Origin of the sequence: Brevundimonas vesicularis NBRC 12165 (assembly GCF_001592205.1) — a bacterium.
Taxonomy (GTDB): Bacteria; Pseudomonadota; Alphaproteobacteria; order Caulobacterales; family Caulobacteraceae; genus Brevundimonas; species Brevundimonas vesicularis.
The window spans coordinates 166,733-179,870 of record NZ_BCWM01000004.1; the positions used below are offsets into that span (position 1 = coordinate 166,733).

The 13,138-nt window shown below is 69.3% G+C and carries 15 protein-coding genes; 7 read left to right on the plus strand and 8 right to left on the minus strand.

Annotated elements, in window-relative coordinates; genetic code table 11:
* Positions 1-49: 49 nt before the first annotated feature.
* The 7 genes from BVE01S_RS17000 to BVE01S_RS04845 all read left to right on the plus strand — a co-directional run bounded on the left by BVE01S_RS17000 (position 50) and on the right by BVE01S_RS04845 (position 5,871).
* Positions 50-196, plus strand: coding sequence for a hypothetical protein (locus BVE01S_RS17000; protein ID WP_169802110.1), 147 nt, complete (start codon positions 50-52; stop codon positions 194-196).
* 326 nt (positions 197-522) lie between these two features.
* Entirely contained in the window at positions 523-945 is a 423-nt protein-coding gene (locus tag BVE01S_RS04820) for a MobC family plasmid mobilization relaxosome protein (protein ID WP_231681270.1), read from the plus strand.
* Complete coding sequence (locus BVE01S_RS04825; protein ID WP_244878353.1) at positions 942-1,937, plus strand: relaxase/mobilization nuclease domain-containing protein; 996 nt, start codon at positions 942-944, stop codon at positions 1,935-1,937. The genes BVE01S_RS04820 and BVE01S_RS04825 overlap by 4 nt, the downstream gene beginning before the upstream one ends.
* 76 nt (positions 1,938-2,013) lie before the next feature.
* Positions 2,014-2,607 (plus strand): DUF6088 family protein, encoded by a 594-nt coding sequence (locus BVE01S_RS04830; RefSeq protein ID WP_054766932.1) that lies wholly within the window; start codon positions 2,014-2,016, stop codon positions 2,605-2,607.
* Positions 2,600-3,616, plus strand: coding sequence for a nucleotidyl transferase AbiEii/AbiGii toxin family protein (locus tag BVE01S_RS04835; protein ID WP_054765698.1), 1,017 nt, complete (start codon positions 2,600-2,602; stop codon positions 3,614-3,616). Before BVE01S_RS04830 ends, BVE01S_RS04835 begins: the two co-directional genes overlap by 8 nt.
* A gap of 75 nt (positions 3,617-3,691) precedes the next feature.
* Positions 3,692-4,900, plus strand: a complete 1,209-nt coding sequence (locus BVE01S_RS04840) for a hypothetical protein (RefSeq protein WP_157076426.1) — start codon at positions 3,692-3,694, stop codon at positions 4,898-4,900.
* Positions 4,891-5,871, plus strand: coding sequence for a PDDEXK family nuclease (locus BVE01S_RS04845; RefSeq protein WP_066624902.1), 981 nt, complete (start codon positions 4,891-4,893; stop codon positions 5,869-5,871). The genes BVE01S_RS04840 and BVE01S_RS04845 overlap by 10 nt, the downstream gene beginning before the upstream one ends.
* A 24-nt stretch (positions 5,872-5,895) precedes the next feature.
* Here the strand turns inward: BVE01S_RS04845 and BVE01S_RS04850 are convergent, their stop codons facing one another.
* From BVE01S_RS04850 to BVE01S_RS04890, 8 genes are all read right to left on the minus strand, one after another.
* A complete protein-coding gene (locus BVE01S_RS04850; RefSeq protein ID WP_066624904.1) occupies positions 5,896-6,624 on the minus strand; it encodes an SOS response-associated peptidase family protein in 729 nt (242 codons plus the stop codon).
* 329 nt (positions 6,625-6,953) lie between these two features.
* The gene (locus BVE01S_RS04860; RefSeq protein WP_066624910.1) at positions 6,954-7,529 is read right to left on the minus strand and encodes an LPD7 domain-containing protein; all 576 of its coding nucleotides are present in this window, start codon (positions 7,527-7,529) and stop codon (positions 6,954-6,956) included.
* On the minus strand, positions 7,526-9,343 hold the full coding sequence (locus BVE01S_RS04865; protein WP_066624913.1) for a type IV secretory system conjugative DNA transfer family protein: 1,818 nt from the start codon (positions 9,341-9,343) through the stop codon (positions 7,526-7,528). The genes BVE01S_RS04860 and BVE01S_RS04865 overlap by 4 nt, the downstream gene beginning before the upstream one ends.
* Positions 9,309-10,316, minus strand: a complete 1,008-nt coding sequence (gene virB11 / locus BVE01S_RS04870) for a P-type DNA transfer ATPase VirB11 (RefSeq protein ID WP_066624916.1) — start codon at positions 10,314-10,316, stop codon at positions 9,309-9,311. The genes BVE01S_RS04865 and virB11 overlap by 35 nt, the downstream gene beginning before the upstream one ends.
* Entirely contained in the window at positions 10,316-11,437 is a 1,122-nt protein-coding gene (gene virB10 / locus BVE01S_RS04875; protein WP_157076427.1) for a type IV secretion system protein VirB10, read from the minus strand. Before virB10 ends, virB11 begins: the two co-directional genes overlap by 1 nt.
* Entirely contained in the window at positions 11,434-12,261 is an 828-nt protein-coding gene (locus tag BVE01S_RS04880) for a TrbG/VirB9 family P-type conjugative transfer protein (RefSeq protein WP_157076428.1), read from the minus strand. The genes virB10 and BVE01S_RS04880 overlap by 4 nt, the downstream gene beginning before the upstream one ends.
* Positions 12,258-12,941: a VirB8 family type IV secretion system protein gene (locus tag BVE01S_RS04885; protein WP_066624923.1), complete on the minus strand. Its 684-nt coding sequence runs from the start codon at positions 12,939-12,941 to the stop codon at positions 12,258-12,260. The genes BVE01S_RS04880 and BVE01S_RS04885 overlap by 4 nt, the downstream gene beginning before the upstream one ends.
* Positions 12,938-13,138 carry a hypothetical protein gene (locus BVE01S_RS04890; RefSeq protein WP_066624925.1) on the minus strand — a complete coding sequence of 67 codons (201 nt, stop codon included), beginning with the start codon at positions 13,136-13,138 and terminating at the stop codon, positions 12,938-12,940. The genes BVE01S_RS04885 and BVE01S_RS04890 overlap by 4 nt, the downstream gene beginning before the upstream one ends.

Here is a 13,138-nt window from a genome sequence, read left to right on the forward strand (position 1 = left end):
TCTCCACCGACGATCCTTTTCTCAGAAAACCGATCCATGGAGATCGACAATGAAACGTGCTTTTTCGCTCGCGGCCCTCGTGCTGCTGACCTCGGCCTCGGCTGCCTTCGCGGCCGCGCCCGACTCGGTGGTCAAGGCCGCCGCCTCCTGCTGCGAGCTTCTCGCGGCCTGCTGTAACGGCGGACCCTGCTGCTGATCCGCTGACGGAGGACGCCCGCGCGAAAGCGCGGGCGTCTGCCTCCGAGGCCGCTTCCCTCCTCATGATCCGTCCGGCTGGGGCGTCCGACAGGACGGCGGGCGAGCGGCCGTGCAGCGGTCGCCGAGGGGAGGACGTGCAGCACCGGAGGCCTACGGGGCGAGGGGGGTGACGGTCTAGGGCAGGATAGGCTTTGCGCCGGCAATGTCTGACAGACCCGCTCTCCCATGGACCGCCTCACCCTCCGCGTTTCGCCCGATTTGATCCGCCGGTTCGACGCCGCCGCGGCCGATCAAGGCGGGCGCTCGCGGCTTCTCCGGAGGCTCATGGACGGCGCCGCTCAGGCGGCTCTTCCGGCGCTGGAGGAAGCACCGGTGGCGGTGCGGTCGGGCAAGCTGACTCTGCGTCTTGGCGAAGCAGACCTGCGTCTCCTGGAGCGCGAGGCGGCGGCGACGGGCCTGTCGCGAACCCAGTGGAGCGTGGCGCTCATCCGTCGCCGCCTGCATGATCGGCCGCAGTTCAGCCGGCCCGAAGCTCTGACCCTGATCGAGGTGCGCCGCGAGCTCAGGCGGATCGGCGTGAACATCAATCAGATCGCCCGCGCGCTAAACACCGCCGTGATGGACGGTGCGGTGCTGGATCTGGAACTGGCCCAACTCGGCGCTTTCCAGGCTGAGATCTCGGCCTGGGTCGAGGCGCTCGGCGAGGCCTTCGAGGGCAATCTCGCCTATTGGGCGCCGGCGTCGTGACCGACTTCCGGTCATCGCGCGGTTTCGAGGAGGTGCTGCGTCCGCCCGTCGAAATCCGGCGCGCCCGGATCACGCCTGCGGTGCTGCGTCCGTCTCGCGGGGACGGCGGCGATCCGTCCGTCCGGTTCGCGCGGGTGGCTCGCCGCGTACCCGAGGTGATGGTGAAGATCACCGGACGGACCCGGGACAACGCTCATCTGAAGGCGCACCTAGACTACATCAGCCGTAACGGAGCGCTGGCGCTGGAAGGGCCCGATGGAGAGCGACTGGAAGGCCGTGGGCAGGTGCGAGAACTGGCGCGCGACTGGGCCGAGGAGTTCGCCCTCGAGCCGGGACGTCGGCGGGATGCGTCGATCACCCTGTCGATCGTGCTGAGCATGCCGTCCGGGACCGACGCCGCCCGTTTGCAGGACGCGGCGCGGGCCTTTGCGGCCGGGACGTTCGGCGAGCGCTTTCCCTATGTCTTCGCCCTGCATGATGAAGGCCGACATCCGCACGTCCATCTGACGGTGCGAAGATTGGGGCGGGACGGCGAGCGGTTGAATCCTCGCAAGGCGGACCTGCAGATTTGGCGGGAAGGCTTCGCGCGCGCCCTTAGCGACCGGTCGATCGAGGCCGAGGCGACGCCGCGCCGGTCCCGGGGCGTCACTCGCAAGGCCGAGCGCATCCCGGTGCGCAAGATGCGCGAGCGGTTCGCGGCGGGGCAGGGGCCGTTGCCCGAGGTCCTCGCCGCGGCCTATCGGGCCGCGCTCACAGTAGGCGGTGGCGAAACGCCCTGGCTGGACGCGATCCGGATACGTGAGCTGTCCATCCGGCGCACCCTTGTGGCCGAGGCCCTTCGTCTGTCGCGATCGGAGCAGCCCAGGGACCGCGCGCTCGCCGCTTTGGTGGAGCGGTTCGTCCGGGAACGGCCGGCCCCGATGACGCGAGATCAGGCGCTGCGACAGGGACGGGAGGCCCGGCGCGATGCCGGCCGGACGCGTGACCGATAGGTCGGACATTGCAGGCGGGCGCATGGTGTTTGCGAAGTGTCAGAAGCTGACCTATATTTCTGACACAGAGGTTGTGATGCAAACACTCGCCGATCAAATCATGAAGCGCGCCTCGACGCTGCCGGAAGGCGCGCCGATCGCCGCCAAGGGGTTGTTGCACCTGGGCAGCCGCGCGGCTGTGGATCAGGCCCTGTCGCGGCTGGTGCGCCGGGGCCGGCTGCTGCGCGCCGGTCGCGGCGTCTATATGCGCCCGCTGGAAAGCCGGTTCGGCGCTCGTACGCCCTCGATCGAAAAGGTGGTGCGAGCCGTCAGCGAGCAGCGTGGCGAGGTCGTCGCCTCCAATGGCGCCGCCGCAGCCAACGCCTTGGGCCTGACCACCCAGGTGCCGATCCGCATGGTCTATCTGACCAACGGTAAGAGCCGTATCTTCAGCGTCGGCAAGCAGACGGTGGAATTCCAGCACGCGCCCGCATGGCAACTGCTCCTGGCCGATCGTCCCGCCGGCGAGGCGGTTCGCGCCCTAGCCTGGCTCGGGCCGGAGAAGGCCGGAACGGCGCTCGAAACCTTGAAGCGCAAGCTAGGGCCTTCGGCGTTCGGAGAACTGGTGTCCGTCGGACCGCGTCTGCCGACGTGGTTGGCGCGTTCGGTGAGCCAGGCGGCGCATGTCTGACGTCTTCCTGCAGTTGTCCGCCGAGGACCGGATCGAGGCGCTTGCGACGGCGGCGGCCGAGTCCGGCCGTCCCGCGCATCTGCTGGAGAAAGACGTCTGGGTCGTGTGGGCGCTTCGGGCTCTGTTCGACGCGCCGTTGGGCGAGGCGCTGGTCTTCAAGGGCGGCACGTCCCTGTCCAAGGCCTATGACGTCATCCAGCGCTTCTCTGAAGACATCGACCTGACCTATGACATCCGCCGGCTCCTTCCGGACCTGGCCGACGCGCCCGAAGACCCCGTGCCGGCGACCCGCGCCGAGGAGCGGCGTTGGTCGCGCGACGTTCACCGGCTGTTGCCGCTCTGGGTCGAGGGCGAGGTCCGGCCGGTGCTCGAGGCGCGCCTGGCCGCCGACGGAGTCGCCGCCGAGGTGCGGATCGAGGGCGCCAAGGCCTTCGTGGACTACGCCCCGACCAGCACCGGCACGGGCTATGTCTCGCCCAGCGTGATGCTCGAGTTCGGGGCTCGTGCGACCGGCGAACCGAGCGCGCCGCGTCCGGTGGTCTGCGATGCGGCCGCCCATCTGCAGGGCGTGACGTTCCCGATCGCCACGCCCCGGGTGATGGCCGCCGAACGAACCTTCTGGGAGAAGGCCACGGCGGCCCATGTCTATTGCGTTCAGGGTCGCCTGCGCGGGGATCGCTTCTCGCGTCACTGGCACGATCTGGCCCGTCTGGACGCCGCCGGTTTTGCGGGGACGGCGATCACCGATCGCGCGGTGGCCGAGGCGGTCGCGCGGCATAAGGCGATGTTTTTCCGCGAGACCGCCGACGGGGCGGAGATCGACTACGGTCGGGCGGTCGCCGGCGGTCTTCAGTTGAAGCCGGAGGGAGCATCCCTGGAGGCTTTGGGCGAGGACTATCGTCGGATGGTCGAGGACGGTCTGCTCGAGGCGGACGCCGAACCGTTCGAGGCCTTGATGGAGACCTGTGCGGATCTCGCCCGGCGAGCCAACGCCGGGGCTGTCGCCTGACCTGAATGCAAGCGGTGGTTTGGCCGGACTGATCGGACCCTTACGCGACGGCGTCCCGGGCCCTATCTGATCGCGATGGCCAAATCCCGCGTGTCCCTCTCTGCCTTGCGTAGCCCGCTCGCGTCGCTATCCCCGGCGGGGTTCATTTTGGCGCTGCCGACAGGCGCGCTGGCGCCGGAAGAGATGGACAAGCTTTGCGGTTTGCTGCTCCGATCGGGCGATCTCTTCTCCAAAACTCCGAACTTGGCGCGCCAGTCCCGACGCGATGCCTTTGCCGCCGACATCGTTGCGCACGTCACGACGACGACGGGCCAAACCGAAGGGCAGCGCCTGGCGGCGGTCTTCGCGGTGCATCGGGAAATCGAGGCCGGTTACCACAGCCTGGGCGGACATCTGGCCGCCTTGCCGGTCCGGTCCCGTTCGCCCGAAGACCAGGCGGCCATCGCCCTGGCCCTGATTGCGGTTCGGTCAGAGGGCCTTCACACAGAGGCGGACGCGGCCCTTGCCCGCATGACGGCGCTGAATCTCGGCAACGAAATTCGGGGCCTGGATTCTGATGGTCAGCCGTATTCCATCGACGGCGTGACCGGGGCGTTGTTGAGCGGTCTCCGCATCACCCTGACCATGCTGGCGTACGAGCGCCACTGGTTTGACAAGGCCGGCGTCGCGGTTTTCCCGGCATCGTTGGATCTCCAGGCCGCACAGCCCCAGGACGGACACGGCTGCGAGATCATGGCCGCCTTCTGGCGGCGCTGGGAACGGGTGGAGGAACGTCGGCGATTCTGGGGCGGGGACTGGACGCTGACGTCAGGTCCGACAGATCCGCGCACGGCGAAAGAGGGCGAGGCGTCCGCGCCGCCGCCCGGGCCGTCGGAGGTGCTGCAGTATCATGCGACCGAAGAGGAGGTTCTCGACTGGATCGCCAATGAACGGGCCAAAGAGGTCGCAATCCAGAGCTTCGCAAAGACCATTTTGGCTAGCTTCGGCGCGGGGCCGTGTCGGAGTCCGGCGCCTGGCTCACCCGTTCCGCTGGCGCCGCTGGCGGCGCTGCGAGCCCCCGAGATCGTGGGCGCCGGCTACCTCGCAACGGTGCTTGGCCAGAACATTTTTCAGGACGTCCGACGCTTTGCGGGGCTCAGGCTGGTCGAATGGTTGCGGGGCTATGCAGCGCTGGGGTTTTTCGCGGAAGAGGCGCTGTCGGCCAGGACGGGGTGGATCGGTGGGTGGTTCGGTTCGCGCCGGGCGATCTGGAGGCAAGACTGGGGACCGTTGGGTTGGATCTAGCGACCGCTGAGGCCTTCGTCGCCCACGCCAGCTTGCACAAGCGCAGCGGCGACCTGTTCGATACGCCCTTGGTCCGCCTCGATGACGGCGGATTTTTCCTCATCTCTGCCGCATCGTTCAACGCGGACCCGGGCAAGACCACGCTCTCTCGACTGAATGCGATGGGCGCCGCGCCCCAGGACAAGGGCACCGTTTTTGAGCAGGCCGTGCACGACCTGTTTGTCGCGCAGGGGCTGAAGCCGTTCACAATCGACACCACTCGGGACGGCGAAGATTATGAGCTCGATGTCCTGGTGCCGTGGGGCGACAGACTTTTCGTCTTCGAGTGCAAGAACCGGGGGCTGTCCGACGGCAATCCCATGGCCGGGTACTGTTTCGGCGAACAACTCGACGATTTCGTCAGCCAGATCGAACGTCAGATCGGCGGCTTGCGACGCCATCCGGATATGGCGCTTGCCGCCGGCGGCATTGATATCGCGGACTACACGATCGTCCCCTGCATTCTGTTCAGTGAGCCGTTCGCACTCCCCGAGGGCCGCGATGGCGTGAAAATCTGCGACTGGTCGAGCCTGACGCGCTTCTTCCAGGAACGTCACGTCTTTCGTCTTCACCCCTATGAGTTGGCTCCCAACCAGAGGGCCGTTCACCGCGTCGCCCTGTATGATCAGTGGGGCGCGACGGCGCCGACGGCGACCAGCCTGACGGATAGTCTGGATAAGGCCGTGCAGGTCCAGGTCATGCTCTCCCGTCTGGACCCCCGGGACGAGACCTTTCCTCTCAGCAACACGCGCATTGTTCATGCCGTCGAATTCTCAAAGGGCGACGAGAATCTCGATGAGTTGTCCACGGTCCTTGGCTTTGACCCGAACTGGGTTCGCGCCGAGGCGAAGCGCGGCGTCGCTGAGGTGAAGAAAATCCGGAAGGCGTTGAAGACGACCAAACCGCCGTCGAAATCCAAACGCAAACGCTGAAGGGCTGGCTGCTGAACCTGCCCGTCAGAGGGGTCCGTCGGAATGCTCCGTGCCGCCGCGTTGGACGATGGTCAGGACGCCCGCCGGCAGCGGCCGCTGAAGGGCCTTGGCCTCGTCCCAAGGCGCCCGCATCCAGACGTCGCGCTCCTCCGCTGTCCGCAGGATCACCGGCATCGCCTTGGGATGAAACGGCGCCACATCGGCGTTCGCGTCCGTCGTCAGGAAGCCATAGGTGTCCAGCTCTTCCCACCCCTTGCTGATCATCCGAACGCAGGCGTGCTGGGTCCAGACGCCGGCGAAGAAAGCGAGCGGCAGGTCTTCGCCGAGGGCGTACCAGACGCTGTCGCCGCGGTTGACCTGGTCGGGTTCATTGAAGGCGGTGAAGGGGACCAGACATCGGTTCTCCGGAGCGAGCCAGGGCCACCAGTGCCGGCTCTCGGTGCGGCGAATATTCGTGGTGCCCTTGTCGGGTTCCATCCGCAGCAGTTCTTCAAAGTCGAACGGCTTGCCCTTGGCCCTCAGCTTGTCGGCCCGCTTGGTGGCCGCCTCGAACAGCGCCTTCCGACTGCTCGGCATGCCCCACCGAGCCCGGGCGAGCAGGAGCGACCCGTCAGCCTGACCGCGCAGGATCGGCCCCGAATAGTCGGGAAAGACCGCCGGCATCGGGCCGAAATTGCCGATGTCCTTGGTCATGGCCGCGACCATCTGAAGGATGGCCGAGATGTGTTTGGACAGGCTGTAGAGGTTGCACATGCCACCAGCGTGGCACAGTCACGACCGATCGCAAACGCGCGCGGCCAAGGCCTTCAGGGCTGATCGACCCGTTCGACCGCCACCCAATAGCCCTTGCGTTTTTCCACGATGAACCAGGCCGTCGGTTCGTCGAAATGAGGCATGTGGCCGTCCCTGAACCAGATCCAGGGTCGCGATCGGGAACCGGGCCGCACGAAGTAGGACCGGCGCGGCCCCGCTGTTTGCCACTCGACCAGGACTTTCTTTCGAACAGGCATTGCAAGAACATAGCGCGAACTTATGGCCCGATCAATTGGCACTGTCTGATCATCAACAGATCCGAGGTTCGGTTACCGGGTTCGGGTTCGCTGCTCGCGGACCTGCTCCGGTTGAGGAGTCCGGTCCGCAGCCCGGGTCAGAGCGCGGGCCATCAGCCGCGCTTGGGCGGCCGGATCGGCGATGAGCGCGCGCACCACGACGGCGGCGCGGTCGAGCCGCGCGCCGAGGTCCGGGGAGGCTTGGGGATGTGGCTCGCCGGCGGCCTGCCGATCCCGCTCTCGCGGTCGATGGCCCTGCACCTCCAGCCCCAGGGCTTGGGCCTGGATCCACACCTCGCGCCGGAAGGCCGGATCGCCGGACACCCGAACCTGGTCCCAGCCGCGGTGGCGGGCGATCTTGAGCATATCGACGACCGCGTCCGGATAGGCCTGACTGGAGACGAGCGAGCCGCCGCGGTCGCGGAACGTCGGCTCGGACGCGCGATGATCGCGGAAGAAGCGTTCCGGTCGGCCCCGCAGGTCGCGCTCGACCAGATAGCGATCGAGCACCGCCTCGTGCACATCGCCCTTGGCGGTCGAACGCCGCGACCCGGTCGCACTTGATGCGGGGGCGAGGCGGTTGGACGGGGCGTCGTCGGGCGTCTTCATGGCTCGCGTTCCAGCACGGCCGTATCGACGACCCGATCCAGCCAGGCGCCGACGGCGCTCTCATCCGCTCCGGCGGGAGGCGGCGGCAGGCCTTCGGCGGCGAAGGCCCGGGCGATGACGTCGAAATCCATCGGATCCTCCTCCGGAACAGGGGGCGATGTCGGCGCGGCGACCGGCGCCAGGTCGGGGGCGGGCCGCAGTCGGCGCTGGAAGACGCGCTCCCGGAAGTAGGCAATCTTCCGGCCCCGCACCGGCGGCAGGCCGGCCTTCAACACGATCAGGGCCGATTGCGGGAGCTGCATCAGCTCCTGTGGCAGCATCAGCGCCCGGCGCTGGTCGGACACGGTCGTGCTGCGACGACCCTGGCTCAGTCCCGTCGGTCGGCTGCGGCTGCGGCCGTCCGTCGTATAGGCGCCCAGCCGATCGCTGAGCTCCTGGGCGACCTTCAGCTCCTTGGGCGCGAAGACGATCTCGACCCCGCAGTTGGTCATCACCTCCTCGGCCACGTCCGGACCGTAGATGGCCCTCAGCTGGGACGGGCTCTGAAGCACCGCGAGCAGCCGCAGATCGTAGCCGGCGACCCAGGCGAAGGCGTGGGCCAGCACCGGCGCGGGCCCGAGACGGGCAAACTCGTCGAGCACAATCAGGGCGGGTCGGTCGGCGGGGCCGGGCAGGGCGCGGCTGTTCAGGTCGACCAACTGCTGGAAGAGCAGCGCATAGAGCGGCTGGATCCGCAGCATATTGTCCGGGGTGGCGCCCAGATAGAGGGAGAGCCGGCCGCCGCGCAGGTCGCGCAGGTCGAAATCCGAGGCGGAGGTGGCGGCGTCGACCCGGGGATTGAGCCAGAGCCCCATCCGGGTGGTGATCGACTGGCGCACCGAGGCGAAGGTGTTCTCGCTGGAGCTGGTGAAGTCGGTGAGCGCCGCCACGACCGGACCAGGCAGGGGGCGGCCCTCTTGTTCCCGGGCCGCGACGATCCGGGGCAGGCGGGCGCGGGCGTCCCCGGCGGTCAACTGGCGGAAGATCTCGCCCAGGGTGAAGGGCCGTTCGGGCGTGGCCGCGACATAGCCGCCGACGCCGATGAACCCCGTTCTGGCCGCCTCCGCCCAGAAGGGATCGGCCCGGTCGTGGACCGGGAACAGCATCACCGCCATGCGCTGCAGCTCGTCCAGCACCGCGATGGGGTCCGTGCGATCGACATGGCCGAGCGGATTGAACCGCGCCGTGCGACCATCCCGCGCCAGAGGATCGAACAGATGCACAGTCTGGCCGGCCTCGGCGCGATAGCCCCCCGTGGCGAGGAAATTCTCGCGCTTGATGTCCAGCACGACTACGGAGTCCGACCACGCTAGGAGGTTGGGGATGACCACGCCGACCCCCTTGCCGGTGCGGGTGGGCGCGTAGAGCATGACGTGCTCGGGCCCGTCGGCGATGAGGAAGCCGCCGTCGGCCCGGCCCAGGATGACGCCGCGGTCGGCCCGCAGACCCGCGCGCCGCTGTTCCGATCCCGAGGCCCAGCGGGCGGCGCCGTGCAAGGGCCGGCGTCGGGAGAGCAGGATCGCCGCGACGAGAACCCCGCCGAGCAGAACCGACACCGAGACGCCGACGGTCAGCCAGCGCCGCACCTCCGGGTCCTGGCGATAGTACCAGAACCAGCCGGGGACGCGGGCGGGATCGATGGCGCCGGAGAATTGGCCCAGACCGACAAGAGCGATGAGGGCGGCTAGGATGGCCAGCAGGGTCACGGCGGCCAGGCTGCCGACGGCGAAAGCCGCCGCCCTAGCCCCCGGGCTGGCGCTTGCGATCCGGGTCATGCCAGACCTCCGTCACACGGAAGCGCCCGTCGACCTTCTTCATCTGGATGACGACGTCGACGAGCAGATGCAGCAGGGCGCGGATGTCCTCGCGCGGCAGGTCGCGCCCGCCTTCGGACTCCCGCACCAGCAGGGTGAGCTGCTCGAAGGCCAGGGCGGCGGAATCCGCATGCACCGTGGTGATCGAGCCCGGGTGCCCCGAGTTGACGTTGCGCAGATAGAAGAAGGCCGTGCCGTCGCGGAGTTCCTGCAGCAGGATGCGGTCCGGCCGCATGCGCAGGGCGCTTTCCAGAAGCTGTTTCGGACCGATCCGGGCCAGGCCCTGTCCGTCCTTGGAATAGACCAGGTGGACGACGTTGCGATGCGGCACGACGAACTCGCGGGTGTCCTCGATGGTCAGCAGCCGCTCATGGTCCGGGATCAGTTCGATCAACCCCTTGGCCAGGGTCGTCTTGCCCGAGCCGGTTGCGCCGGAGATCAGGATGTTGCGCCGGGCCGTGACCGCCAGGGTCAGAAAGCCGGACCAGTCGCCGGCCTGCCGCAGACGAACCAGTTCCGCGTCGACGAGATCCGTGGCGTCCGTCTGGGCGTCGGCGACCTCGTCGAACAGACCGGCCGCCGCGAACTCCTTCAGGCCCAGACGTCGCCGCGACGGCTTTCTCAGGGTGAGGGAGAGGCCCCCGTCCGCCGCCACCGGCGGCAGGACGATCTGGCAGCGCACGTCGCCGGGCAGGGTGGTCGAGCAGATCGGTTGCTCGGGTCCAACGTCCTGACGGGTGTAGGCCGCGGCGGCCACCGCCAGGGTGCGCAGCCACGCCTCGGTCAGTTCGGGCGCCTCGGCCCAGCGCCAGGTCCCGTCCGCCTCGACGCCGACCTCGCCCGGCCGGTTGATGACGACCTCGGTCACGGTCGCCGGCTCGAGGAAGGGGCGCAGGGGCGCGAGGTAGTGATCCAGGACCGAGGTGTCATCCATCAGCGAGGCCGCAGCCGATAAACCCCGGAGAAATCCAGGTCCTGGGCGACGAAGATCGACACCTCCGCGCCCTGGCCCTTGCGCAGCGTGGGCGGGATCTCGACCGAGCCCTGTAGGGCGACGCTGGCGGCGTCGGACGGCAGGCGGGCGGTGGAGGATGCGCCGTCGTTCCGGCCCGCGGCGGCATGGACGCCGTCGTCGACGATGGAAAGCAGCAGGGCGCCGCCGAACCGGTCCCAGAAATGAGTGTCGACCACGCCGTCGAATCCTGACCGGCCGAGGGCGTCGGCGGCCGGCGAGGCGAGCGCGACGGCGACCCCGGTCGGCGTCACCGCCCGGGTCCAGAGCACGAACAGCCGGCGGCGGCCCTGCTGAAGACCGCCGCGATACTCGCCCAGAACCCGGGTGCCGCGCTCCAGCAACACCACGGCGCCGTTGTCGGACCAGACGTCACGCGGCAGGACGCAGGTCACATAGCCGGGCGTGGTGCTGTCCAGGGCCGTTTGCAGGACGCAGGGCACGCTGGTCCCCGCCGTGACCAGCAGGTTGCGGTCGGGCAGGCGGCCGGCGCGGGTCTGGCCCACGGGCGTGAGCTGACGGAGTTGGTCGAGCGACGTCGGCTCGCCCGGAGGCGCCGCCGTCGTCGAGATCGGCGGCGGGCCAGATTGGCCGCCGGCCCGGCTATAGGCGAGCACGGGCGCGCGTCGGGCGCTCTCGGCCAGGGCGTGCTGCTGTTCCGCCGGACTGGGGCCGGATCGGGGTGGGGGTTCGCCCCGGGGCGCGGCTTCCAGAGGCGGGATGGCGTCGTCGTCGGTCAGGGCGGGCGCGTTCGGATCGAAGGCGGCCTCGCTGAGCAGAGGCGGCGCTTCACGGCGAGCAGGCTCGAAGGGCGTCGTTTGCCGGGCCGGTTCGTCGCGACGGGACGGCCCGCCGCGCTCGGCGTCGCCGCGATCCCAGCTGGCGATCAGAAAGACGCCGCAGCCGACGGCCAGGGCGGCCAGGGTGATGAGCTTGCCCTGCCGTCCGCCGAACCGGCCGGCGATCGGCGAGACGCCGCGATCGCCGGGAGCGGCGGGGGGAGGCGGCGCGTCAGCGGGCGGCATGGGATCGGGCGCGGTCATGACCGGCCTCCGAGGGGGCCGCGGTCGACGGCCGGAGAGGCCGTGCCCGTGCCCACCGCGACGCCGCGGGCGTCATAGGCGTCGTTGAACAGGCACAGCACCAACTGCCCCCGCCGCAGCCGCAGACCGCGCGTCACGCCGTGGATGACGACGAACTCGCCGCGCACGTCATAGGGGATGAGGCGTTCCGCCCCGTCCTCCCCGACCTCGAACACGGCCGGCAGGGGTTGGACGCCGGGGAAGCGCAGCACGGTGAAACGACCGTTGTCGCTGACCTCGCTCGGCTGCAGGGCGGCGTCGCCCTGGGCCGACCAAGCCAGATTGCGGGTCCCTTCGACCACGCCGCGCTCCAGTTCCAGTCCGATGAGACGCTGCTCCACCGCCTCGGCCTGGACGGCCAGCGCCCGGGCCGCCTCGGCCTGATCGTCGGCCGGGTAGCGGAACCGGACCTGATAGGCGATCGCGGACCGGTCGCCGGGCTCGCGGGCGACGAGCTCGAAGGCGTAGTGGCGGATCACGCCGGCGCGCTCGGTGACGACCAGCAGGTTGGTCGCCTGATGGCGCTCGCGCGGCTTGAGGAACAGCACTGACCCTTCCGCAGCCACCTCCCAGGCGACGCTGTCGCCGATCGCGGCGTGTCGGATGGTCTCGTCCGGCGAGAACACGATCTGGGTCGCCGTCCGGAACGCTCCGGCGATCCGGTAGACGGCCGCCGGATCATAGGCGAGTTCGCGAATGCGCGGGTCCAGAGGGGCCTGCGCCGCGACCGGGGATGCGAGGGCGAGGCCGGCGGCCAGGGCCAGCAGGGACAGGGAGCGTCTCATCGGATGACCTCAGGATCGGCGCGGTAGGAGGTCACCTGGAAGCCGAGGGGATTCCTCAGCCGGTCCGGTTCCGACATCGGCGCGCGGGTGTAGGTAAAGGCGATGGTGGCGATCCAGTCGCTCTCCACCGTCTGCTGGGCCTGGCGGACCGTGCGGTGGAAGCGGACGTTGGCGACGCCGTCGTTGATGAAGCCGATGGCGCGGATCGAGATGACGGCCTCGCCGTCGCGGCCATAGAGGTTCTGCGGGCTGTCGGGATTGGAGCCGCGGAACAGATCGGCCCAGCGCCGCTGTTCAGCCGGCGCCGACAGGATGGAGACCAGACGGAAGGCGTCCTCGGCGGCCGGGTCGAGGTAGCCCTCGCGCTGGCGTACATACTGGCCGAGGAAGTATTTGCTGACCGCCTCGTCGTAGTGGACCGGCCCGTCCTCGGCCGAGAGGCCGCGCACGACATCGACCGCGCCGGTCGTCCGGTCCACCCGGATGACGAAGGGTTCGGTGGATTTCAGCGGCGTCAGCATCGCCACCGCGCCGGTCGCGATCACCGCCAGACCCGTGGCCAGCGCCGCCGCCGACCAGGCGAGGCGGCGGGACCGGAGCGCCGCGGCCAGACGATCCTGGTCCCAGCGCCGCGCCTCGGTGAAATAGCGCTTCAGTTCGGAGGAAGGGACGCCGCTCATGCGCAGCCTCCTGTTCCGGCGTCGGGACCGGCGGCGGCCTCGGCCGGTCGTGGTTCGGCGTGCGGCGCAAGCACCGAGCCGTGGGGATTAGCCGGCCGCCGGGCGGAGCCGTCGCAGGTCGGCAGGGCGGGATCGCCCCGGTGGGCGCAGGCGCCCAGCAGCATCAGGCCGGCGAGCAGGAGGGAGCGGTGGGTCAT

What these genes read in the sequence shown, in the direction of transcription:
- BVE01S_RS04890 (WP_066624925.1), bottom strand. Translation starts at nt 13,138, where the DNA reads ATGACCCACCGCTCCCTCCTGCTCGCCGGCCTGATGCTGCTGGGCGCC.
- virB10 (WP_157076427.1), bottom strand. Translation starts at nt 11,437, where the DNA reads ATGACCGCGCCCGATCCCATGCCGCCCGCTGACGCGCCGCCTCCCCCC.
- BVE01S_RS04840 (WP_157076426.1), top strand. Translation starts at nt 3,692, where the DNA reads ATGGCCAAATCCCGCGTGTCCCTCTCTGCCTTGCGTAGCCCGCTCGCG.
- BVE01S_RS04850 (WP_066624904.1), bottom strand. Translation starts at nt 6,624, where the DNA reads ATGTGCAACCTCTACAGCCTGTCCAAACACATCTCGGCCATCCTTCAG.
- BVE01S_RS04835 (WP_054765698.1), top strand. Translation starts at nt 2,600, where the DNA reads ATGTCTGACGTCTTCCTGCAGTTGTCCGCCGAGGACCGGATCGAGGCG.
- BVE01S_RS04830 (WP_054766932.1), top strand. Translation starts at nt 2,014, where the DNA reads ATGCAAACACTCGCCGATCAAATCATGAAGCGCGCCTCGACGCTGCCG.
- BVE01S_RS17000 (WP_169802110.1), top strand. Translation starts at nt 50, where the DNA reads ATGAAACGTGCTTTTTCGCTCGCGGCCCTCGTGCTGCTGACCTCGGCC.
- BVE01S_RS04885 (WP_066624923.1), bottom strand. Translation starts at nt 12,941, where the DNA reads ATGAGCGGCGTCCCTTCCTCCGAACTGAAGCGCTATTTCACCGAGGCG.
- BVE01S_RS04865 (WP_066624913.1), bottom strand. Translation starts at nt 9,343, where the DNA reads ATGACCCGGATCGCAAGCGCCAGCCCGGGGGCTAGGGCGGCGGCTTTC.
- virB11 (WP_066624916.1), bottom strand. Translation starts at nt 10,316, where the DNA reads ATGGATGACACCTCGGTCCTGGATCACTACCTCGCGCCCCTGCGCCCC.
- BVE01S_RS04820 (WP_231681270.1), top strand. Translation starts at nt 523, where the DNA reads ATGGACGGCGCCGCTCAGGCGGCTCTTCCGGCGCTGGAGGAAGCACCG.
- BVE01S_RS04880 (WP_157076428.1), bottom strand. Translation starts at nt 12,261, where the DNA reads ATGAGACGCTCCCTGTCCCTGCTGGCCCTGGCCGCCGGCCTCGCCCTC.
- BVE01S_RS04860 (WP_066624910.1), bottom strand. Translation starts at nt 7,529, where the DNA reads ATGAAGACGCCCGACGACGCCCCGTCCAACCGCCTCGCCCCCGCATCA.